Origin of the sequence: Nocardiopsis endophytica (genome assembly GCF_027706725.1) — a bacterium.
In the GTDB taxonomy this organism is placed as follows: Bacteria; Actinomycetota; Actinomycetes; order Streptosporangiales; family Streptosporangiaceae; genus Nocardiopsis_A; species Nocardiopsis_A endophytica.
In genome coordinates this window covers 1-22,257 of record NZ_JAQFWQ010000024.1, presented here as the reverse complement: position 1 = coordinate 22,257, position 22,257 = coordinate 1, and the positions used below count along the sequence as shown (strand labels likewise).

Sequence of the window (22,257 nt, the reverse complement as noted above, 5' to 3'; positions counted from 1 at the left end):
GACAGAGAACAGGGGAATGCCCATGACCATGGAACTGTGCGAGCGTCCTGAGCGGCCCGGGGCCGGTCTCCGGGCCGCGGCCGAGCACGTCGATGTTCCCGAGGGCTACAAGGTCGAGGTCCTCGGAGGGAAGATCTACGTGACCCCCGCACCCACGCCGCTGCACAACCTGGCCGTAGAACTCGTCTACGACCAGCTCAGGGATGCCCTCCGGGACGGACGCCGACCGCATGCCGGGTCGTCGGTGGCTCCTGAGCCCGATCCGGGGGAGCCCGAGGCGTCCGAGTACGCCATCCCCGACCTCATGGTCGTCGACCGGAAAGAACTCCTCAGGGCGCGTCCGATCCTGCCCGCCTCCGTTGTGGACATGGCCGTCGAGGTGGTCTCGCCCAGCACGCCGCGCAAGGACCGGGAAGTCCTGCCCGAGGTGTATGCGAGCTGGGGCATCCCCCTGTACATGGTCATCGACCCCCGGTGCGGCGCCCTGGCCGTGCACTCCGACCTGGTCGGCGGGGAGTACCGGCTCAAGGGCACCCACCGGTTCTCCGAGCCCGTCCCGCTGCCCTCGCCGTTGGAGGGCGTCACCATCGACACCTCGGAGTTCCCCAGGTACCCCGGGCACTGGGGGTGAGGGGGCGCTTCGGCGGGCGGCCGGTTTCGGCCAGGGGGTGGGGATTCGGTTCCTCCCGTGTTCATCCGTGCACGGCTTGAAAACGGGGCGCCGTCCGCCCATGCTTGTACGCGATGTCCGCCCACCCTCCGTCAGGCGCGGGAAAGCGAGGTCGATTCGTGCGGGACCGGCTGAGAAGTTGCGCGGGGACCACCGTCGCCTTCGCGGTGGCCTTCACCGCGCTGGGGACGCCCGCCTGGGCCGAATCTGAGCCCAACGTCACCGACCGCCCCCCGGTCGGGGCGCCGCGCTCCGGGGCCGTGCCCGAGCCGGGCAACGGGCAGGCCTCCCCGCCCGTGGCCGATCCCGCGGCGCTCCAGGACGGCACCAGGGTCGCCCCCATGGGCAAAGCCCGCAGCCGCGAATACTTCGCCGTCCTGCCCGAGCCGCTGTCCGACAAGGCCGTGCGCCGGGTGCGCGACCTGGAGGGCGTCGAGGCCGTCGAGGTCGTCGACGCGGCACGGGTGAACGTCGAGGGCGAGGAGACCTCGGTCCTGGGCGTCGACCCGGGCGGCTTCCGCAACTTCGCCCCCCGCCCCTCCGCCGAGTCCGACGAGATCTGGCAGGGGATCGCCGAGGGGCGCATCGCCCTGTCCGACGACGCCGGCAAGCAGCGCGGCCTGGACGTGGGCAGCGAGGTGGACATCGCGGGCGCCGACGGCGACCGGTCCGCCGAGGTGTGGACCCACGCCACCTCGGGCGTCGCCGGCATCGACGCCCTCGTCTCCCGCGACCTCGCCTCCGAGCTCGGCTTCCCCGAGGGCAACGGCCTCATCGTTTCGGCCCCCGACGCCGACCTGTGGAAGCTCAAGGACCGCCTGGAGGAGGCCCTCGGGGAGGACGCCTCGCTGCAGCTCCTGGCCGAGGACCCTGAGCCGCGCCCGGCCGGCGCGCGCGGGGAGGCCGTCCCCGACGACACCATGGAGCGCGTCATCTCCAACGCCGAGACGATGGTCGGCGTGCCCTACGTGTGGGGCGGCGAGTCCCTGCAGGAGGGCGGCTTCGACTGCTCCGGCCTGCTCCAGTGGGCCTTCGCAGAGGAGGGCATCGCCATCCCGCGCGTCACCCACGACCAGTGGTACGCCGGGGAGCACGTCGAATGGGAGGACGCCCGCCGCGGCGACCTCATCTTCTGGCGCACCGACCCCACGGCGCCCGACTACATCTCGCACGTGGCCATCTACCTCGGCGACGGCAAGATGCTGGAGGCCCCCCGCACCGGCCTGGACGTGCGCGTGACCGACGTGCGCATGCCGAAGATGGCGGGCGTCGTCCGGGTGCAGGTGGACTGAGCCCGGACGTCCGGCTCCTGAAAACGCGAAGGGGCGGTGCCGCGCCGGCACCGCCCCTTCTCATCTCCTGGCGCCGAGGCCAGCCGGGAGGGGAGGGCTGGACTCCGCAGGAGGGGAAGCAGGGCGCGTCACTGAGGGAGGGGGAGTCAGCGATACCGGCCCTGCGTGTGGCTTATTCGGCTATCGAACACACGGCTCTCGCCGAGCGGCGTTCGCTACCCGGTCAAGGTAAGCAGCGCGGGGGCGATTTGGCAAGAGCCGTAACGACCTCCGCATCACTGCCATGGCGCCGAAACCGGCGGAAAACGCCGCGAGGGCGGGCCGTCGTGCGTCAAGCGCGGGTCTAGGCGGCGTCAACGCCCGGACCCAGGGCCGAACGCCTCCCACGGGTTATCTTTGGTGGTGCGCGTCACATCCGAGGTGCGCGTGCGCGCATGCGGGTGCGGCGGGCGGTGGCCGCGGAGTTCGACCCCGGGAGGGCGGACGCATGAGCAGCCGTGACGGGAACGGTGCGGGGGCGCGCGGACGCTCCGGGGGCGCGTATCCGCCCGTGATCGTGGTCGGCGCGGGGCCGGTCGGTCTGACCGCGGCCCTGGCGCTCGCCCGCGCGCGCGTCCCCTGCACGGTCCTGGAGGCCGAGGACGAACGCGGTGCCGCCTACTTCCGCTCCACGGGCTCCAAGGCGATCTGCTTCCAGCGCGACGTGCTCGACGTCTTCGACCGCCTGGGGGTGGGCGGGAACATCATCGCCGAGGGGACCACGTGGACGACCGCCCGCACGTACTACAAGGGGCACGAGGTCCGCACCGTCACCTTCCCCGCCGGGGCCGGGGGCGGCGTGGGCCTCCTGCCGCCGTGGATCAACATCTCCCAGGCGCGGGTCGAGGAGGAGCTGCTCGCCGCCGTCACCGCCCACCCGGACATCGACCTGCGCTTCGGGCACCGCGTGGTGGGGATCGCCCAGGACGGGGAGCCGGGCGGGGAGGTCGCCGTCGAGGCCGAGACCCCCGGCGGGACGGTGCGGATGCGCGCCGCCTACCTCGTCGGCGCCGACGGCCCGCGCAGCGCGGTGCGCACCCTGTCGGGCGTGCCGTTCCCGGGCGACTCCTTCGGTGACCGCTTCCTCATCTGCGACATCCGCGCCGACCTGCCCTTCCCCAAGGAGAGGCGGTTCCACTTCGACCCCGAGTGGAACCCCGGCCGCCAGGTGCTCGTGCACCAGTGCCCCGACTCGACCTGGCGCATCGACTGGCAGGTGCCCGACGGGTTCGACCTGGAGGCCGAGCGCCGCAGCGGGGCGCTGGAGGAGCGCATCCGCAAGATCGTCGGCGACGGCGACTACACGCTGGTGTGGTCGTCGGTGTACCGCTTCCACGAGCGGTGCGCCGAGCGCATGCGCGTCGGCCGCGTCCTGCTCGCAGGGGACGCCGCCCACCTGTACGCCCCCTTCGGCGCGCGCGGGCTCAACAGCGGCGTGCAGGACGCCGAGAACCTCGCCTGGAAGATCGCGTGCGCGCTCAGGGCCTCCGACCCCGCGGCGGCCGACACGCTCCTGGAGACCTACCACTCCGAGCGCTGGGCGGCCGCCCGGGAGAACCTGCGCGTCACCGGGGACACCATGCGGTTCCTCGTCCCGCACACCGAGGAGGACCGGCGGCGCCGGCGCGAGGTGCTGGAGCGCGCGCTGGAGGACCCCCGCGCAGGCGACCGCATCGACTCGGGCAAGCTCGCCGAGCCCTTCCGCTACGGCGACTCGCCGCTGACCACCCCCGCCGGCCCGGTTCCGCCGCAGACCCGGCCCGAAGACCCCGCCCCCGGCGACATCTGCCCCGACGCCCTGTGCGCGCCCGTCGGCGCCGCCGAGGGGGAGCGGGTGCGCCTGCGGTCACTGCTCGGGCCCGGCTTCACGATCGTCGCCCATGGGGAGGCCGAAGCGGCCGCGGCCGCGCGCGCATGCGCGGACCTGCCCATGGACGTGGTGCCGCTCGCCCTGGAGCGGGTCGATGCCACCGGAGCCGCCGCCGAAGCGCTCGGCCACCCGCAGGGCACTCTGCTCGCCGTGCGGCCCGACGCCCACCTGTGCGCCGTCCTGCCCCCGGGAACCCCGCCGGGCAGGGTCCGGTCCGCGATCGAGCGCGCCTGCGGTGCGCGGGCACCGGCCCGGCGGGGTAGGTGAAGGTCAGGGACCGAGGAGGCGCCAGGGGGCGGACGCCCCCGGAAAGGACGGCGAGATGCCCTTCTACAGAGCTGTCGGAGAGCTCCCCCGCAAGCGGCACACCGTCTTCCGCCGCCCGGACGGGGGCATCTACGCCGAAGAGCTCATGGGAGAGGAGGGCTTCTCCTCGGACTCCTCCCTGCTCTACCACCGGTACCTGCCCACGGCCATCGTCAACTCCGAACCCGCCGAGGACATGCGCGCGCTGAGCGAGGCGCGGCCCAACCTCCCCCTGGCCCCGCGCCACTTCCGCACCGGGGACCTGCCCGTCAAGGGCGACCTGGTCACCGGGCGGCAGCTGCTGGCCGGAAACGGGGACGTGCGCCTGTCCTACGCCGCGGTGGAGGAGGAGAGCGGGCTCTACCGGAACTCGGTCGGAGACGAGACGGTCTACCTGCAGTCGGGCAGCGCGCGCTTCGAGTCGACCTACGGCGTCATCGAAGGGCGCGAGGGCGACTACATCACCGTGCCCACCGGGACCATCCACCGCTGGGTCCCGCACGGCCGCGTTCAGGCCCTGGTCATCGAGGCGTCGGGGCACATCCGGCCGCCGCGCCGCTACCTGTCCTCCTTCGGGCAGTTCCTGGAGCACGCGCCCTACTGCGAGCGGGACCTGCGCGGGCCGACCGAGCCGTTCACCGCTGAGGGGCCCGAGGCCCGCTCCGCCACCCCCGTCCTGGTCCGCACCCGGGCCGGCCTCAGCAGGATGACCTTCGCCCACCACCCCTTCGACGTCGTCGGATGGGACGGCTACCTGTACCCCTTCGCCTTCAACATCGAGGACTTCGAGCCGATCGTGAAGAAGACGCACGCGCCGCCGCCGGTGCACCAGACGTTCGAGGGGCCCAACTTCGTGGTGTGCTCGTTCTGCCCGCGCCCGCTGGACTTCCACGAGGACGCGGTGCCCATCCCCTACAACCACCACAATGTCGACTCCGACGAGTTCATGTACTACGTCGCGGGGGACTACGCCGCGCGCAAGGGGTCGGGCATCGGCATCGGGTCGATCTCCCTGCACCCGGCCGGGTTCACCCACGGCCCCCAGCCGGGAGCGGTCGAGGCGGCGCTCGGGGCGCCCTCCACCACCGAGACCGCCGTCATGGTCGACACCTTCCGGCCGCTGGACATCGGACCCGCGGGGCGCGCCTCTGAGGACCCCGCCTACGCCTGGAGCTGGGCCCGCTGATGCCGGGCAGCGGCCACGGGGCCCCGCCGGGTGTGATCCTCCTGCACGGGCTGGTCGACGACGCGGGCCTGCTGCCGCCCGCGCCGCTGCCGCTCTTCCAGGCGCTGCAGCGCAACCGCACCGACCGCATCCTGGCGCACCCCCTGCTCAGCCGCAGGCTGCTGTGCCCGTCCGGGCTGCTGCCCGACCTGGCCCGGCGCGCGGGCCGAGGCGACGGCGCCGCCGTGGAGGCCGCCCTGGACGGCGCCGTGCAGGGCGAGGTCGACCGCGAACTGCAGGTCGACCACGGACCGCAGGCCGACCGCGAACCGCAGGCGGGGCCGGGCCGTGGGCCCGGGGACGGCCCGCCGGGCCCGGACCACGGCCGCGCGGTGCCGCCCCGGACCCCGCTGGACGTGGGGGTGGTGCTGGACGACGGCGGAGGGGCCGTGCCCGCGGACGTCACCGGCCTCCCGGGCGTGCGGGTGGTGCACGTGGAGACCTGGGCGCTGCCGGAGGAGGTACGCCGGGCCGCGCTCCTCGCCAGGGTCGGCGGATCCTTCCGCCTGCGGACCGTCTACTTCGAGATGCCGCGCGGCTCGCGCCGGGTGGAGTCGGTCGCGGCGCTGAGCGGCGCCCGCCCGCTCGGGATGCGCATCCGCTGCCACGGCACGCGCTCCTGCCCGCCGCCCGGCGTCACCGAGCTGGCCGACACCATCGCCGAGTGCGTGTTCTGGGACGTGCCCTTCCGCGTCGCCGCCGGGCAGCACCGGGCGGTGTCGGCCCCGGCGGTCGGTGGGCTCCCCGCCCGCCACGGCTACCTCAACGTCCTGCTGGCGACGGCGGCGGCGGTGGAGGGCGCGGGTGCCGGGGAGGTGCGCGAGGTGCTGCGCACCACCGACGAGGAGCTGATCGCGGCCCGCTTCGCGGCGGTGGGCTGGAGGACGGCGCTGCGCACGCGCCGGGTGTTCACCGGGATGGGCGCGCGCAGCACGGGTGAGCCGCCGCGCGACGTCGAGCGCTTGGGACTGCTGGGAACGGTGGGGGAGGGAGTCGCGTGACCGCGGACACGGAGCGGACGAGCGGGACGAGGACGACGTGGGTGTCCGGCGCCGACGAGGCCGGGTACGGTGCGGACAACCTGCCTTACGGGGTCTTCCGCGAACGCGGGGGCGGGCCCGCCCGGGTCGGTGCGCGCATCGGCGGCATGGTGCTCGACCTGGCGCCGCTGCTGAGGGCCCCCGAGTTCGCCCGCCCGTCGCTGGTGCCGTTCATGGCGACGGGGCCGATCGCCTGGCGCGCCGTGCGCGCCCGCATCAGCGGGATGCTGGCCGACGAGGCGGGGCGTGCCAAGGCCGAACCGCACCTGATCCCGCTGGAGCGGGTCGAGATGGCGGCCCCGGTCGCGCCGCACGCGCACACGGGCTACCTGTGCTCGCTGGAGTACGCGAGCAACGCGGCGCGGCTCCTGGCGCCGGGGGAGAACGTCCTTCCGGGGCCCTGGGAGGACCGGCCGCTGGGCGGCGGGGGCCGACCCGCGTCGGTGACCGACCCGGGAGGCCCGGTACCGCGGCCCCGGGGGCGGCGGGCCGCTGTCCCGGAGGGCAACGGGGCCGTTTCGGGGCCGTTGAACGGTGGACGGGGGAGCCGGGAGGACCGCCCTCCGGAGGACGCACGGCACCCGTCGGAGCCCGCCGGTAGCGCGGAGGAGGCGGGAGCCGGCGGGAGCGCGCCCCCGCCGTCCGACGACGACCTCGGCCCGAGCAGGCGCCTGGACGTCGGCGCGGAGCTGGCGTTCGTCGTGGGCTCCCCGAGCACGCCGGGCAGCCGGGTGCCGGTGGGCGAGTTCGCCGAGCACGTGTTCGGTGCCGTCCTGATCGCCGCCTGGTCCGCCCGCGACCTGCCCTCCGAGGACGATCCGCCCGCGCCCCTGCCGGGCCGTGCGGTCGCCACGTCGGTCTCGCCGTGGGTGGTGCCGCTGGACGCCCTGGGCGCGGCCCGCATCCCGGCCCAGGAACGAAGGCCACCGCTGCCCCACCTGCGCAGCATCGCCGACTGGGCGCTGGAGGTGGGGTTCGAGCTGAGGGTGAACGGCCAGACGGTTGCCCGGCCGCGACTGGGCGGGGCGTACTGGACGCCCGACCAGCTCGTGGCGCAGCTGACGGCCGACGGGACGGCGCTGGAGACCGGCGACCTGGTGTCGACGGGCACGGTGTCGGGCGCGTGCCTCGCCCGCGAGGAGCGCGGGAGCCTGCTGGAGCTGGGCGGCGGAGGGGAGCATCCGCTGATCCTGCCGGACGGTACGGAACGCGCGTTCCTGGAGGACGGGGACCGCGTGTCGGTGACCGCCACCGCGCCGGGCCTCGGCGGCGGCTTCATCAGCCTGGGCGAGGCCGAGGGAACGGTGGTCCCCGCGTCCCAGGAGTGACCCGCCCCCTCGGCGTTGATCTCGGGGAAGTCGGGCTTATGCTGTCCGTTTTTACCCCGGCTTCCCCGAGATCAACGATACGGGGGCGGCGGTCGGCGACGGGGCGCGAGGCTCGACCCCAGGGCGCCGCCGTGCGTGCACGGCGGCGCCCATGGTGCGGGTCGGTCGTGGGATACGGCCGCGCGCACCACCTGCTCAGTCGCCCACGCGATGAGCCGGCAGGGTCCACGGCGCCTGACGCCACGCGCCCGCGTAGCGCGCGCTCGCGTCCTCATCGCCCTGCCCGGCGCCTTCCTCGTACCACCACTCGTCGGCCTTCAGCCGCTCGATGCAGGCGTCCACCGCGGTCCTGCGGTCCGCGAGGGCCGTCTCGCCCCAGAACGCGGTGAACTTCTCGGCGTCCCGGGCGGTCTCCCGCATCTCCTCGTCCAGCTCGCCGCCGGTGATCTCCTCGGCCAGGCAGGTCCGGACGTCGACGGCGGTCGCCCCCTGGGGGAGGCGGATGCCCACGGTCTCACCGTCGGTCGCGGCCTCGGCGCCCTCGTCCCCTTCGGCCGTGCCGCCGGCTGCGGGCTCCTCGGCGGGGGCCTCTTCGGCGGCGGGCTCTTCGGCGGCCCCGGTCTCCTGCTCAGCGGCGCCGTCCGCGGCCTCCTCGGAGCCGGTCGCGTCCTCGGCGGGCTGTTCCCCGGGAGCCTCCTCCTCAGGGGCCTCGGCGGCCGGTTCCTCGGCTGCGGGCTCTTCGGCGGCCGGTTCCTCGGCTGCGGGCTCTTCGGCGGCCGGTTCCTCAGCCGCGGGTTCCTCGGCGGCAGGCTCCTCGGCCGCGGGCTCTTCGGCGGGCGCCTCTTCAGTGGGCGCCTCCTCGGCCGGCTCCTCCGCCGGAGCCTCGGCCGCCGGTTCCTCGGCTGCGGGCTCCTCTCCCTCCTCTTCCGGCGGCGGGTCGTCCTCGGGCGCGTTCGCGGCCTCCGACACCTCGGCGGCCTGCGGGCGGACCGAGGTGGCGAACTTGGCCAGCTCCTCGGCGTCCCACTTGTCCGGCTGCAGGTAGGCGGCGACCGCGACGCCCTCCTCCTGGAGGAAGAAGTAGTCGCCGGTGGACTCGGAGACGTAGGCCTCCTGTCTCTCCTCCTCGGCCTCCACCCGCTCCAGGGACGCGTCCTCGAGGTGGTCGTAGCGCCGGCTCCGCAGCACGTCGAGCGAGGTCAGGTCGGCGTCCCGGAGGATCGCGACCTTGCCGTAGGTGGCGTCCGGCCCCTGCACCCACGCGATGTGCGAGGTCCGCTCGCCCTTCTTGCCCGTGGCCGACTCGGCGCTGATCCCGTACCGCTCCAGCTCGGCCGGCAGGTACCCGATCTCGAAACCGTCGATGGCGTAGGTCGAGGCGCGCTGCTGGATCACCGGCCAGCGCAGGCCCTCGTCGTCGTCCGCGGCGGCCGACGCGCCGCCCACCAGGCCGAACCCGGCCAGACAGACGGCGGTCGTCCCTGCCAGCGCTATCCACCGCTTGTGGTGCTTGCGCATGTTTCGACCTCTCGTTTGACTACCTAGCGTGGTATGGATGACACGTTGCGTGGCGCAAAATGCCATCAGCATCAAAAGTCGCACACGATGTAGTGAAACGGTCACAAGGAGTGCATCGTGTCGAGATTTCGCTCCGCTCCGCCGGGGTGTTCCCAGGGGCGGCATGGGCGCCTCGCTTCGAGGTCACCCGGCGGTAACCGTCCGAGTCGACGCTTGAACGGTCGGTGAGAACCGGTCTCGATGAGAAGGAGTGTCATGATCCGACGGCTCGGGTTCACCGCGGCCACCCTGGCGCTCGCCTTGGTGGGCGGGGGTTCCGCCGTGGCAGCAGACGACACCGAACTCCGTTACTCCCCGCTCGGCCCCGCGAGCGGCTCCGCGGCGCTGTCGGTCCTCGACGTCGCCCACCGGGGCGCCTCGGGGTACGCGCCCGAGAACACTCTCGCCGCGATCGACGCCGCCAAGGTGCGCGGCGCCACGACCGTCGAGATCGACGTGCAGCGCACCAAGGACGGTGAGCTGGTCGTCTTCCACGACACCACGCTGGAGCGCACCACGGACGCCGAGGAGGTCTTCCCGGGGCGGGGCTCCTACGACGTCGCCGACTTCACCCTCGAGGAGATCCGCAGCCTCGACGCCGGCTCCTGGTTCGACCCCGCATTCGAGGGGGAGAAGGTGCCGACCTTCCAGGAGGCCCTGGACCGGCTGCGCAAGCACGGCCTGAACCTGCTCCTGGAGGTCAAGGCGCCGGTCCTCTACCCCGGCATCGAGGCCGACATCTCCGAGACCCTGGCCCGCAACCCCGCCTGGCTCGTCCCGGTCGGCAAGCGCGGCAAGCACCGCCTGGTCATCCAGAGCTTCGACTGGGCGTCGGTCAAGCGCTCGCACGACCTGCTTCCGACCATCCCGCACGGGCTGCTCGGCCAGGTCCCCGAGAGCGAGATCGACGACTACGGCGAGTGGGCCGACCAGATCAACCCGAGCCACAAGACCCTGACCGCCGACTACGTGGACGCGGTGCACGACGAGGGGATGGCCGTGGTGACCTACACGGTCAACGACGCCGACGACATGCGCAAGGCGCTGGACAAGGGCGTCGACGGGCTCATCACCGACTACCCGGACATCGCCCGCCAGGTGATCCGCGAGCACGAGCGCTCCGAGGCGGCCGAGGAGGCCGAAGCGGCGGCCTGACGCGGGCCCTCCGCCGCGGAAGCGGCAGCACGAGGCGGCCCGGCCCCGCACGGGGCCGGGCCGCCGTGCACGTCAGGGGCGGCCCTGCACCCCCGGGCGCCGCTGCCACGGATGCGGGCCGTCCAGCGGCCTGTACTCGACGCCGACGGCGTCCAGGCGCTCCAGGTGCGCCTCCAGGCGCGGGAGGAACTCCTCGAAGGAGCGCTCGTGGGACGACCACGCCACCTCGGCGAAGGCCGACAGGCGGGGGAAGGCCATGAAGTCCACGGTCCTGGGCGAGTCCATGTGCTCGGTCCAGATGTTGACCTGCGCCCCCAGGACGTGCTCGGCGCCCTGCTCGGCCAGCTCCGGCGGGACCGGCTCCGAGCCGTAGACGTCGGCGACCGTCAGCAGGGTGCCCACCGGGATCGGCTCGTCCGGCCCGTCCGACTGGCGGTAGTCGAGGTAGGAGGTGGCGGTGGGGCACATGACCACGTCGTGCCCGGCCTGCGCCGCCGCGATGCCGCCCTTGGTCCCGCGCCACGACAGCACCGTCGCCCCCTCGGCGAGGCCGCCCTCCAGGATCTCGTCCCATCCGAGCAGGCGCCGCCCCTTGGACGCGAAGTAGGCGTCGAAGCGGCGGATGAACCAGCTCTGCAGGCCGTCCTCGTCCCCGAGCCCCTCCTCGGCGATGCGGGCCTGCGCGGTCTCGCTGGCGCGCCACTGGACCTTGGGGCACTCGTCCCCGCCCACGCAGATGTAGCCGCTGGGGAACAGCTCCATGATCTCGTCGAAGACGTCGCGGTAGAAGGCGATGGTTGCGTCGGTGGTGTTGAGGACCGTCTCGATGATCCCCCACTCCCGGCCGACCTCGACCGGCTCCCCCTCGCCCAGTTCGGGGTAGGCGGCGATCGCGGCCTGCGAGTGGCCCGGCACGTCCACCTCGGGCACGACGGTGATGTGGCGGGCGGCGGCGTAGGCGACGATCTCGCGGATGTCCTCCTGGGTGTAGAAGCCGCCGTGCGGGCGCCCGTCGAAGCTCTTGGGGGTGCCCGCGCCGACCTGGCTCTCCCTGCGCCACGCGCCCACCTCGGTGAGCCTGGGGTAGCGCCGGATCTCCACCCGCCAGCCCTGGTCGTCGGTCAGGTGCAGGTGCAGGACGTTCAGCTTGTGCATGGCCATCAGGTCGATGAAGCGCAGCACCCCGTGTTTGGGCATGAAGTGCCGGGCGACGTCCAGCATGCAGCCGCGCCAGCCGAACCGCGGGCGGTCGGTGATGCGCACCGACGGCAGCCGCCAGACCCGCCCGCCCAGGGGCGAGCGGCGGTAGGCGGCGGCCGGCAGGAGCTGGCGCAGGGTCTGCGCGCCGTAGAAGACGCCGGCCGGGTCGTGGCCCACGACCACGGCGCCCTCGTCGTCGGCGATGAGGCGGTAGCCCTCGGGGCCCAGCCCGGCGTCCGGGTCGACGGTGAGCCGCAGCCGCGCGTCCTCGCCGCGCCCGGGCGGCAGCGGCAGGCCGGTGGCGGCGCCCAGCTCGGCGCGGAGCCAGGCCTCGGTCCCGGCGGCCTCGGGGTCGGCGTCGATGCGGGTGGAGGCGTCCAGCTCCAGGCCGTCGGCGCCGTGGCCCGCAGCGCCGCCGGGCAGCGTCTCGGCGGGGAGGGGGACCAGGGGGAGTGCAGGCACGGAGGCTCCTCATCGGTCTAGACCAGTGACTGGTGCCATCGTGCCACGCGGCGGCCCGGAGGCGCACGGGTCGGGGGTGGGCAGGTCGGAAGGCGGGTCGGAGGGCGGACCGGGCCGCTCCAGGCGCGTGTCGAGGGCCGCGCGACGCCGGAGTCGGCCGTCCCCGCCGCGCCCCGCTGGGCCCCCGCTGGACAGGCCCTGGGCCCCGTCGGCCCCGGCCGTCTCCGGTCGGTCGTGGCCGGTCGCGGCCGGAACGGGACACCGCGGTGCGGCGCGTCCGGGCGCGGGAAGGCCGGGAGGATAGGGTTTCCCGGCATCGGCCGGGCCGCCGCGACCCCTCAGGAAGGCTTCGATGACCCCGATCGACGACAGCAGCCCCGACCCCGGTGGAGCGCTCGCGGGCGGCGCATGGAACAACGCGGTCGGCGTGACGGGGACCGTCGTCCAGGCGGGCACCGTCAACGGGGGATTCCATCTGAAGGTCGTCGACGACCGGGGGCGCAGGGCCGTGTACCGGCTGGGGCGGGATACGGATCTCGCCGCGCCGCCGTTCCAGGGCTGGCACCCCGATGCCGAGCGGCGCGCGCTCCAACTCTGGGAGGGCTGGCGGCCCCGGGCGTCACCGGTGGCGGTCTTCCGCGTGCACGGCGAATCGGGGAGCGGCCTGACGGCGACGGCGCGCCTGATGTGCGGCGACTGGCTGGCGCGGCCCGCCCCGGGACGTGAGCGCGTCGCCAGGACCGTGAACCTGGGCTTTCTCCCGGTCCGCAGGGCCCTCCAGGAGCTGCTGCGCGACATGGGCGTACCGGACGAGATGCTCGGCACCGACCCGTCGTCCCTGTTCCGGGCGATCACACGCGACCAGGGGCCCCTCGCATTGATCGTGGAGAACCCGCGCAGCGCGCGCGATGTCGAGCGCCTGTTGCCGGGGGCGCGCGGGAGCATCGTCGTGGTCGTCGGCGGCGCCGGCGGCGACACCGTCCGCCACCCGGACTTCGGCGCGTTGGACGTCCGCCCGGTGCGGGTCGGACCTCTCAGCGAGAAGGACGCCCTGACCCTGCTGGGGATGGAGCTGAGCGCTCTCGGCGTGCCGGACGCCTCCCCCGACGAGCGCCGGAACCTGCTCGACAGGCATGGCCGCACGATGCGCGGCGTCCGCAGGGCCGCCCTCGAACACCGGCGCACGGCCGCCACCGGCGAGGAGGACGCGTTGGACTCAGCGGACGCCGCCTACGAGGCGCTGGGGCCGACCGACAGGATGCTCGTGGGGCTGTTGGCCCTGGCCGGGCGGCCCGTGGGGCGCAGAGTGCTGGCATCGGCGCTCGACCGGGAGGACACCGACGACCGGCTGCGGTCGCTGGTGCACCTCGGACTGGTCGAGGCCGAGCCCGGGGAGGACGGCTCCCGCTTCCGCCTGCACACCGACCTTCGCGAGATCGCCGAAGCGCGCTGGGCGGGGTTCGACCGTGACCAGGGGCGCGACCTGCTCGTCCAGCGGTACTGCGCCGCCTGCCACTCCCTGGCCCTGGACGCCCACCTGCGCGTGATGCCCGGACGCCGCCTGATCGCGGAGGAACGCGGTGAGCCCCGTACCTTCACGGATGCGGCGGAGGCGAGGCGCTGGCTGAGGGAGGAACGGCTCGCCTTGGAACAGGCGGTGTACCTCGCCGCGGAGGAGGACGGGCCGGGCTCGCACCGGGGGCTGAGGCTCTGCCAGGTCCTGTGGGCCCTGTACTTCAAGGACTCCCTGTTCCACGACATCATCTCGACGCACGAGCCGGTGCTGGAGAAGGCGCGCTGGGACGCCGGGCCCGCGCTCGCCCCGCCGCTGCTGGTGTCCAAGGTGCGGTCACAGCTCGTCCGCGCGCTCCTGGAGATGAGCGACGCCGATCGGGACAGGCTGGACGACGCCGAAGGGCAGGCGCGCCGGGCGGTGGAGGAGGCCTCGGGCGACGCCGGGGCCGGAACCGCCCCGGAGGACAAGGCCCTGCTGATGTCGACGGCTTTCGAGATGCTGGCGGAGGTGCTCGCGGCGAAGGGCGATGCGGCAGGGGCGCGGCAGGAGCAGGAGCGGTCGCTCGCGCTCGCCCACGAGAGCGGAGACACCCGTGCGGTCCTGGTCGAGCGCCAGAAACTGGCCCGGATCCTGAAGGGGCTCGGCGCGTTCGAGGAAGCGGGGCGGCAGCTGCGGGACGCCTGGTCGGAGGTCAAGGGGCTGCCGGACAGGGACCTGTACAACGAGGGGCGCATCCTGATGTCCCTGGCCGAGCTGGATACGGCCGAGGGGGACTACGCCTCGGCCGAGGGCCGTCTGGCCGAGGCGCTGGAGGCGTTCCGCGAGAGCGATTCGCGGAGGCGCGTCGCCGATGTGGTCGCCCAGCGCGCGGAGCTGCGCGTCGCGCAGGGCCGCAAGCCCGACGCGCTTCGGGAGCTGGCCGAGGCCCGGAGGATGTACGAGCAGCTGGGACGCGGGGTCGACTTCCTCCGCACCGATGAGCGCATCAAGGCGCTGACACGAACTCCGCGTTGATCTCGGGAGAAACGCCCCTACGAGCGCGGTTTCAGAACCCGCGCGGATGGGCGCGCGGGCGGCAGGGCGCCCAGCCTCGCCGACTCCGCTGCCGAGCGCCGCTCCTGCGTCGTTGATCTCGGGAAATGCGCCCCTAAAACCGGCCCGGAAGCGTCGTTTCTCCCGAGATCAACGACGAGCACAACCGCCCATCCGCGCGGACTCTTAGCGTCGGGTCTCCCGAGATCGACGTGGGTTCTCAGCCGGCAGGGGCGATCCGTACGTCGGCCGTCCGCTCGCCCAGGTGCAGCTTGGATGCCACCGGGCGCCATAGGTCGCACCCGTCCGCGTCGGCGCGCCACAGTGCGGCGAGGCCCGCCTCGGCCGGAACGCCCGCCGTCGCGTCGTGGAGGCGCACCCGCACGGTCAGCGGCCGGTCCTGCTCCTCCGTTCGAGGGCGGCCGGGGATGAGCGCGGCGACCACCGTGCCGTCGGGCTCGACAGCCGCGGCCATACGCAGGCCGGTCTCCGTCGCGAGCGTCCCCTCGGCCCAGGCGCGCGCCCCCGGCGTCGGCTCGCGCCGCAGCAGCACGTCGGCGCTGTCCCGCCACGCCTCGTCCGGCTCGGACGCGTCGACCAGCAGGTGGCTCCGTTCGGGGCCGCCGCTCCCGGCCCGGTACATCTCCGCCGGGTACCGCCGCACGTGTACCTCTGAGGTATCACCCTCGGCCTCCACCAGCAGGGGGCCGACACGTGCGGCCCTGGGCCAGTCGAGCGCCAGGGGCTCCGGCGTGTCCGGGGGCGTCACCCGCGCCGGGACCGCGGGCTCGGCCAGGTTCATGAGTCCGTAGAACAGCGCGCGCAGTGTCGCCCCGGACTTGCCGGGCAGCGACGTCAGCTGGCTCGTCTGGGGCGCGAAGCGGTCGGGTTCGTGGGCGGCCGCATCGTCGAGGAGCTGGTGTTCGATGGGCGCGGCGTCATCGAGCACGCGCGCGCTGCGGCCGAACGCGCCGACGGGGGAGTCCGGGTCCACCTCGTCGTGCGGGAACGCCCCGAGCATGGTGTGCGTGCCCAGCGCGGCCCCGTAGAAGGTGACCGATCCGTGGTCCCCGATGACGTGGTCGGCGGCGGCCAGCGCCGCCTGCCAGCCCGCGCGCGGGGGAAGCACGGCCAGGCCCGACCGCTCGCAGGACGCCAGCCAGGTGCGCATCTGCCACATGCCGTGCCCGTACCAGGCGTTCGGGTGCGCCACCAGGACCACCCGGTACTCGTCGCGGGGGAGCTCCCGCAGGACCCGGCGGATCAGTTCGGGGCGGCGCCCCAGCAGGGACGATGGGCCCCAGGTGGAGGTGAGCAGGACCAGGCGGCGGCCGTCGGCGCCCAGCGCGCGGCGGTAGTCGTCGCGCCAGCGGCGCCCGGCCAGGATGCGGTCGAAGGTCGGGTCCCCGGCGACGACGGCCGCGGCGAGGGCCTCGGGGCAGGAGCGCGCGACGCGGTCGCGCTGCTCCTCGTGCGAGAGCACGAGCGCGGAGGGGATGAGCACGCCGTTCCGGAAGAGCGTCTGCCGGGATATGCCGAATACATTGGGCGCGGAGTGCGAATGCGGATCGGTTTCCGGTTTCCGGTTTCCGGTTTCCGGTTTCCCCAGCTTATTGTATCCGGCCCCATGGGAGACGGCGACGACGGGCGCCTTGATCAGGTGTAGATCATCGCCGAGGCTGGCGGTCAGCGCGAGGTCGAATTCCTCCTCGACGGCCTGCTCCCACGGGGCGACCGCGGCCCCCAGGTCCGTCAGGTACTCGGTGACGCCTTCCCGGAAATTCGAGGTCCGGGCGCGGGTGAACACCACCTGCACGCGGAAATCCGATTCGAACACCGGAAGGACGTCCATCAGCCGGGTCACGGCGGTGACGGTGTGCGCGACCGCGAGAACGCGACGGCTTCCCGGGCGCGTCGACCATTCCTCCGCGACACGTCCGATCGGCACGCTCAGCCGCTCGTGCACGGACAACCGCGACCCCGCTCCCTCGCGTCCTTTCGCGCGCCCCGTATCCGGTGCGCATTCCTTCCGCTTCCATCCGCGCATTCCCTGCCCTGCGCCGTCGCACAACGCTACCGGACACCGCGCACACGGCCCCGCCCAGTACCCCGGTCCCCTGCGACCCCGTCCGAACCGTGAGACGGGGACCGTGCCGCCCGCGCATGGCCGGATGAGGACGGCCGCGCCGACGTGCCGGGACGCGCAGGGCCGGGTCCGGCCAACCGCCGCCACTTACGCCCCGTCGCCGTCCTTGACCCGGTCGAGCCGCAGCCAGGTGTCGCGCAGCTCCACCCCGGGCAGCATCCGGAGCCTCTCGTGCACCTCGTGCACCGCCTCGGGGCTCTCCGCCGCGACCGCCCCCACCAGGTCGCTCCGGCCCAGGCAGCGGGTCAGGAACCGGGTCTCCTCCCAGGACGCGACGGTCGCGGCCGCCCCCTCGGCCCCCGGCCCCAGCGTCAGCGCGAACCCCCCGTGGCACCCCTGCCCGGCCGTCGCCGGGTCCAGCAGCGCCGTCACCCGCAGTGCCCGGCCGTCCAGCAGCCGCATCACCCGGCTGCGCACCGCCCCCGGGGACAGCCCCACGTACCCGGCCAGCTCGGCGAAGGAGAGCCGCCCGTCCCGTTCCAGGAGCCCCAGCAGGCGCAGGTCGACCTGGTCGGGGGAGGCCTCCGGCGGCGGGGCCGACGCGAGGTAGGGGTCCTTGAGCACCCGGGTGTACACGGCCGTGTCGACGTCGGCCACCCCCTCCACCCGGCGCACCCGGTCCACCGCGGCCGTCAGCCGGTCCAGGTCGCCCCCGGCGACCTCGGCGACCACCGGGGCCCGCCCGGCGGCCAGCTCCGCGCGGTGGCACTCGGGCAGCTCGGCGACCTTCGCGGCGACGTCGGCGGCGGTGGTGCCCCGGACCGCGACCGCCAGCTGGGCGCGGGCGGTGATCCCGCGGACGGCGGGGTGCACGATGCCGACGACGCGCAGGCGCCCCGCCTCCTGCATCCGTCGCACCCGCAGGCGCGTGGCGGCGCGGGAGAGCCCCACGCGGCCCGCGAGGGTCTCGAAGGGCAGGCGGCCGTCCGCGCTCAGTTCGCGCACGATCGCCGAATCGGTCTCGTCCAGTTCCATGCCGCCCATGGGCGCTCACCTATCCAGTGGGGGAATTTCCCCCTAATTCTGCACATTGGGCGCTGCTTGCGCGGTGCGGGTGGCCGGGCCCCGACTTGACAGATCGCCGCCCCACCCCCCGCCGCACGGGTCCTCGCGGCCGGCGAACGGTCGGGCGGCTTACGGGTGGGCCGCACGCGGCGGGTACCGACTTTTGACGATCTGTTTCCCCTATATCTACGCCTGCGGAGGGACGCGAAGGACAAGCCGGTTATCTAGGTTTGGGAGGAGAGGACGGACCTGCGTCCTTACTCGGTGATGCGCAGGGAAGGAGCACACCGACCGCATTGACCGACCGCAGGACCGGGGGTGCTGTGCGAGGGACCGGAGGACACAGGGCCGGGTACGGCCCGTGCCGCGTGTACGCACGGGGGAAAGGGGACGCGGGCGCGCCGCGCGTTTCATGGTGGGGCGTGCCGCTCCTTCGGGGGTGGGGCGAGCACCACCTCGGACAGGGTGGTGGCGTTATCGCACTTCGCCGCCGAACATCCGTAGCGTTTTCCCCGACGGAGCGAGTGGGCCGCACGGCGGCCGTACGGAGGGGGGACACCGTGGTGCGATCGAGGTCGGACTCGGGACACGCCCTTCCCGCCGCGGCCGGCCGGCGCCCGCCGTGCCGCAGCGCCCGGCGGGACGGAGCCGGGTGGGCCGTGGGCGCGCGCGGCCCGGGCGCCGTCCCGGGCGGACGGCGCGCGCGCCGCCACCGGGGGGATGAGGGGCCGCCGTGCTGATCGGATCGGTCCTCATCGCCCTGGCCGGCGCCTTCTGCATGGCGCTGGGGTCGGCCCTGCAGGAGCGCGACGCGGTCCGGGCGCCGGGCAAGAGCGTGGCCCGCTTCAGCCTGCTCGTGCACCTGGCCCAGCGCCCGCGCTGGATCCTGGGCACGGCCGCGGCCGCGGCCGGGGTCAGCCTGCACCTGATCGCGCTCAGCGGGGCGCCGCTCACCATCATCCAGCCGATCGGCGTCACCGGACTGCTGTTCGCGATCGTGCTGTCCATGTTCTTCACCCGCCGCCGGGTGCGGGCCGGGCAGATCGCCGCCGGGCTGGCGGTCACCGTCGGCCTCGTGGGGGTCATCACCCTGTTCCCGCACACCGCCGAAGCGCCGGAGATGACCACCGCCACCGCGCTGGTGCTCGCCGGGACGGTGGTGGGCGTCGGCTTCGCCGCCTTCGCGGCCGCCCGGTACCTGCGCGCGGGGGCGCGCGGCGTGCTGCTGGCGGCCGTGGGCGGGACCGCGCTGGGGACGACGTCGGCGATCGCCCGGGTGATCGCCGCGGGCGCCGTCCAGGACCCGGCCGCCGTGGTCAGCTGGCTCACGCCGATCGCCGTCGGCGTGGCCCTGTTCGGCGGCCTGATGATGCAGAACGCCTACCGCACCGGCCACTTCGCCGCTGCCTACGCGGTGCTCCTCGTCGCCGACCCCGTGGTCGGCGCGGGACTGGGAGCGCTGCTGCTGGGCGAGGGGCTGCCGACCACCCCGCTCGCCCAGGCGGGGGCAACCGCCTCCGCCGCCGTCGCTGCGGCCGGCATCGCCGTGCTGGCCAAGGCCAGGAACCAGAACCCGGAGGCCGCGGTGCGCCGCGGCACCCATGCGCCGGGCGGGCGCCCGGCGCACGGGGCAGGGGAAGCCTCGCCGTTGTCCACCTCCGCATCTGCACAGGAGCAGCCTGATGACCGCAAAGAAGGAGAGAACCCCGGGGAGCGCCGGCCAGGGCAGCCGACCGAGCGGGGGGCCTGACCGCCTGCGTCTGCTGATCGCGACCGACACCTACCCGCCGGACGTCAACGGGGCGGGGTACTTCACCTACCGGCTGGCCGCCGGGCTGGCCGAACGCGGCCACGACGTCCATGTGGTGTGCGCGTCGGCGACGGGTCGCCCGGGCATCGAGTACGAGGACGGCGTGGTGCTGCACCGGCTGCGCTCGGCCCCGGTGCTCGTGCACCCGACGATGCGCACCGCCGTCCCCATGGGCGTGGGCGGGCACGTGGCGCGGATCATCGAGCGCCTGGCCCCGCACGTCGTGCACGCCCAGAGCCACTTCACGGTGAGCAGGGCGGCGGTGCGGCGGGCGCGCCTGTCGGGGGCTCCGGTGGTGCTCACCAACCACTTCATGCCGGACAACCTGTTCGCCCACGCGCACATCCCCGACGCCCTCCAGGGCGTCGCGGGCGGCCTGGCCTGGCGGGACATGGTGCGGGTGGCCTACGAGGCCGACCACGTGACCACGCCGACCCGCCGCGCGGCCGACCTGCTGGCGGCCAAGGGGTTCAGCCGCCCGGTGGAGCCGGTCTCCTGCGGTATCGACCTGGAGCGGTTCCGGCCCCGCCCGGCCGAGCGCGCCGAGGTGCGCAAGCGGTTCGGGCTGGAGGACCGGGAGACGATGGTGTTCGTCGGCCGCCTGGACGAGGAGAAGCGCATCGACGACCTGATCCGCGCGCTGGCGCTGGTGAAGGACCGCCGCGACCTCCAACTCGCCCTGGCCGGGACCGGCCAGCGCCAGGCGGAGCTGGCCCGGCTGGCCGAGGAGCTGGGCGTGGCCGACCGGGTCCGGTTCCTGGGGTTCGTGCCCGACGAGGAGCTGCCGCTGGTGTACGTGGCCGCGGACCTGTTCGCCATCGGGAGCGTGGCCGAGCTGCAGAGCATCGCCACCCTGGAGGCGATGGCGACGGGGCTGCCGGTGGTGGCCGCGGACGCGCTCGCCCTGCCGCACCTGGTGGACGAGGGCGGCAACGGCTACCTCTTCCCGCCGGGGGACGCCGAGGCGCTGGCCGGGCGGCTGCTGGACGTGCTGGGATCGGACCGGCGCGCGGCGATGGGGGAGGCGTCCCGCGCGCTGGCGATGACGCACGACCACCGGCGCTCGCTGGACCGGTTCGAGGAGATCTACCGGTCGGTGCGACCGCGCCGCCCGGGGGCTCCGGTGGACGGCCGGGCGCTGCGCGCGGTCGCCGGAACGGGGGAGCGGCGCCGGACCGTTGCGGCCGCATGATGACTTTCCGTGGTTTTTGCGTCACAACCTGATGTGAGGTCCGGTTCGCGGGACATATCCAGAGTGTGTGGTTCGTTGGTACCGGACGGGCGGGGGCGGCGCACGCCGACGGCGTGGCCGCCCGGCTCCGCAAGGCCGAATCCGACGAGAGGTCGTGCCAGGACGTCCTGGGCGACTACGACCGCGCCCACCGTGAGCTGGAGGAGCGGGTCGAGCGCCTGGAGGCCGAGCTGGCCGAGGCCCGGAGGCAGAAGCTGGAGGCGTTCGCCCGCTGGTGGAACTGCCGCGAGGACCGCGACCGTGCCCGCCACGTGGCGCGCAGGCTCCGGCGCCGGCTGAAACGCATCCACCGACGCGAGGCCGCCCGGGGCAGAGCCGGGGCGGTGGACGTCCCCGCACCGGCGGAGGGCCCGGACCGCCTGGAGCGGTCCGACGCCGCGGGCCGTCCCGACCACCCCGACAGCGCGGGATACCCCGACTTCGCCGACCGGCCGGACCGCCCCGGGCGGTCCGTGCGGTGGGCGGATGCGGGGACCGGCCCGGACACCCGGCTCGGCGGGGGCCACGCCGCCGCCTCCGAGAACGGCGGGAACGGCCACCGGGCCGGCCGCCACCGGGCGAACAGCGACGAGAACGGCGGCGCTGACAACGGCGGCGCCGGGAGTGACGCTGGCAACAGCGGCACCGGGAGTGGCGCTGACAAGGGTGGCGCGCACCCCCACCCGGCGGACGGCCGCCGAGCGGGAGGTCCGGGCCCGATCCCGAGCCAGCGCGAAGGCGGCGAGGACACCGGGGAGTCCGGCGGATCCGGCGGAGTCGGAGGAGACCGGGAGCGCCAGCACCCCCGCGTCGGATGGAAGCGCGCCAACGGCTCCCGGCGGCGTCCCCGCGAGTAGGGCGCCCGGACGTAGGGCGCCCGGACCGGCGGAGGCCGTCGACCCGCGCCGCAGCACTGTCGGCAGTCGGGCGTGTGCGTGCTCACCGTGATGGGCGGCGACGGCGACAGCCGGGCACTTCCCCGGCCCTGCCTGCCGTCCGGCGGGTTCCTCGCGGTCCGGGCGAGCGGCTGCGCTGGTACCCCGCTCAAGGACCCCGGCCGGGCGCCGGGCCGCCTGAGTGTGAGCGGGATGGCGGCGACGAAGAGAGGCCGGCGGCCCGTGCGGCAGCGCTGTCGGCTGCCAGGCGTGCGGGTGGTCACCGTGCTTGGCGGCGACGGCGACAGCCGGGCGGTTCCCTGGCGCTGCTTGCCGTCCGGCGGGTTCCTCGTGGTCCAGGCGGCGGCGCGGTACTGGAGGCGCGTGCCCGCCCGCGCTCGTGGCGCCCGCACCCCTGGTGCCCCTCTTCGTTGATCTCGGGGAAAACGCCCCTACCGGGCCGGTTTTAGCGTCCGTTCTCCCGAGATCAACGAGGGG

Annotated in this window: 15 protein-coding genes; 11 read left to right on the top strand and 4 right to left on the bottom strand. The window is 74.4% G+C overall.

From position 1 onward, the window contains the following. The first annotated feature begins 22 nt into the window (after nucleotides 1-22). The 6 genes from O4J56_RS10705 (at nucleotide 23) to O4J56_RS10680 (ending at nucleotide 7,770) form a co-directional block, all read left to right on the top strand. Nucleotides 23-631, top strand: coding sequence for a Uma2 family endonuclease (locus O4J56_RS10705; RefSeq protein ID WP_270685570.1), 609 nt, complete (start codon nucleotides 23-25; stop codon nucleotides 629-631). A 158-nt stretch (nucleotides 632-789) separates the two neighbouring features. After that, the gene (locus O4J56_RS10700; protein WP_270685569.1) at nucleotides 790-1,962 is read left to right on the top strand and encodes a C40 family peptidase; all 1,173 of its coding nucleotides are present in this window, start codon (nucleotides 790-792) and stop codon (nucleotides 1,960-1,962) included. Between the two features lie 487 nt (nucleotides 1,963-2,449). Then, on the top strand, nucleotides 2,450-4,138 hold the full coding sequence (locus O4J56_RS10695) for an FAD-dependent monooxygenase (RefSeq protein ID WP_270685568.1): 1,689 nt from the start codon (nucleotides 2,450-2,452) through the stop codon (nucleotides 4,136-4,138). Nucleotides 4,139-4,193: 55 nt separating this feature from the next. Further along, on the top strand, nucleotides 4,194-5,363 hold the full coding sequence (locus O4J56_RS10690) for a homogentisate 1,2-dioxygenase (RefSeq protein ID WP_270685567.1): 1,170 nt from the start codon (nucleotides 4,194-4,196) through the stop codon (nucleotides 5,361-5,363). 32 nt (nucleotides 5,364-5,395) lie between these two features. Next, nucleotides 5,396-6,403 (top strand): hypothetical protein, encoded by a 1,008-nt coding sequence (locus tag O4J56_RS10685; RefSeq protein ID WP_270685566.1) that lies wholly within the window; start codon nucleotides 5,396-5,398, stop codon nucleotides 6,401-6,403. Then, complete coding sequence (locus O4J56_RS10680) at nucleotides 6,400-7,770, top strand: fumarylacetoacetate hydrolase family protein (protein WP_270685565.1); 1,371 nt, start codon at nucleotides 6,400-6,402, stop codon at nucleotides 7,768-7,770. The genes O4J56_RS10685 and O4J56_RS10680 overlap by 4 nt, the downstream gene beginning before the upstream one ends. A gap of 195 nt (nucleotides 7,771-7,965) precedes the next feature. Here the strand turns inward: O4J56_RS10680 and O4J56_RS10675 are convergent, their stop codons facing one another. Next, a complete protein-coding gene (locus tag O4J56_RS10675) occupies nucleotides 7,966-9,288 on the bottom strand; it encodes a hypothetical protein (protein ID WP_270685564.1) in 1,323 nt (440 codons plus the stop codon). Between the two features lie 255 nt (nucleotides 9,289-9,543). Between O4J56_RS10675 and O4J56_RS10670 the strand changes: the two genes are divergently transcribed. Continuing rightward, a complete protein-coding gene (locus O4J56_RS10670; protein WP_270685563.1) occupies nucleotides 9,544-10,482 on the top strand; it encodes a glycerophosphodiester phosphodiesterase in 939 nt (312 codons plus the stop codon). A 72-nt stretch (nucleotides 10,483-10,554) separates the two neighbouring features. On the opposite strand, the gene O4J56_RS10665 is transcribed toward O4J56_RS10670, so the two are convergent. Next, a complete protein-coding gene (locus tag O4J56_RS10665) occupies nucleotides 10,555-12,144 on the bottom strand; it encodes a beta-N-acetylhexosaminidase (protein ID WP_408639101.1) in 1,590 nt (529 codons plus the stop codon). A 352-nt stretch (nucleotides 12,145-12,496) separates the two neighbouring features. Between O4J56_RS10665 and O4J56_RS10660 the strand changes: the two genes are divergently transcribed. Next, nucleotides 12,497-14,674 (top strand): tetratricopeptide repeat protein, encoded by a 2,178-nt coding sequence (locus O4J56_RS10660; protein ID WP_270685562.1) that lies wholly within the window; start codon nucleotides 12,497-12,499, stop codon nucleotides 14,672-14,674. Nucleotides 14,675-14,912: 238 nt separating this feature from the next. On the opposite strand, the gene O4J56_RS10655 is transcribed toward O4J56_RS10660, so the two are convergent. After that, nucleotides 14,913-16,556 (bottom strand): hypothetical protein, encoded by a 1,644-nt coding sequence (locus O4J56_RS10655; RefSeq protein WP_270685561.1) that lies wholly within the window; start codon nucleotides 16,554-16,556, stop codon nucleotides 14,913-14,915. A 369-nt stretch (nucleotides 16,557-16,925) separates the two neighbouring features. Next, nucleotides 16,926-17,822 carry an Lrp/AsnC family transcriptional regulator gene (locus tag O4J56_RS10650; RefSeq protein WP_270685560.1) on the bottom strand — a complete coding sequence of 299 codons (897 nt, stop codon included), beginning with the start codon at nucleotides 17,820-17,822 and terminating at the stop codon, nucleotides 16,926-16,928. Between the two features lie 754 nt (nucleotides 17,823-18,576). Between O4J56_RS10650 and O4J56_RS10645 the strand changes: the two genes are divergently transcribed. From O4J56_RS10645 to O4J56_RS10635, 3 genes are all read left to right on the top strand, one after another. After that, nucleotides 18,577-19,593 carry a DMT family transporter gene (locus tag O4J56_RS10645; protein WP_270685559.1) on the top strand — a complete coding sequence of 339 codons (1,017 nt, stop codon included), beginning with the start codon at nucleotides 18,577-18,579 and terminating at the stop codon, nucleotides 19,591-19,593. A 4-nt stretch (nucleotides 19,594-19,597) separates the two neighbouring features. After that, on the top strand, nucleotides 19,598-20,845 hold the full coding sequence (locus tag O4J56_RS10640; protein WP_270685620.1) for a glycosyltransferase: 1,248 nt from the start codon (nucleotides 19,598-19,600) through the stop codon (nucleotides 20,843-20,845). A gap of 65 nt (nucleotides 20,846-20,910) precedes the next feature. After that, complete coding sequence (locus O4J56_RS10635; RefSeq protein WP_270685558.1) at nucleotides 20,911-21,741, top strand: hypothetical protein; 831 nt, start codon at nucleotides 20,911-20,913, stop codon at nucleotides 21,739-21,741. The last annotated feature ends 516 nt before the right edge of the window (nucleotides 21,742-22,257 follow it).

What these genes read in the sequence shown, in the direction of transcription:
- O4J56_RS10705 (WP_270685570.1), top strand. Translation starts at nt 23, where the DNA reads ATGACCATGGAACTGTGCGAGCGTCCTGAGCGGCCCGGGGCCGGTCTC.
- O4J56_RS10695 (WP_270685568.1), top strand. Translation starts at nt 2,450, where the DNA reads ATGAGCAGCCGTGACGGGAACGGTGCGGGGGCGCGCGGACGCTCCGGG.
- O4J56_RS10690 (WP_270685567.1), top strand. Translation starts at nt 4,194, where the DNA reads ATGCCCTTCTACAGAGCTGTCGGAGAGCTCCCCCGCAAGCGGCACACC.
- O4J56_RS10675 (WP_270685564.1), bottom strand. Translation starts at nt 9,288, where the DNA reads ATGCGCAAGCACCACAAGCGGTGGATAGCGCTGGCAGGGACGACCGCC.
- O4J56_RS10670 (WP_270685563.1), top strand. Translation starts at nt 9,544, where the DNA reads ATGATCCGACGGCTCGGGTTCACCGCGGCCACCCTGGCGCTCGCCTTG.
- O4J56_RS10660 (WP_270685562.1), top strand. Translation starts at nt 12,497, where the DNA reads ATGACCCCGATCGACGACAGCAGCCCCGACCCCGGTGGAGCGCTCGCG.
- O4J56_RS10650 (WP_270685560.1), bottom strand. Translation starts at nt 17,822, where the DNA reads ATGGGCGGCATGGAACTGGACGAGACCGATTCGGCGATCGTGCGCGAA.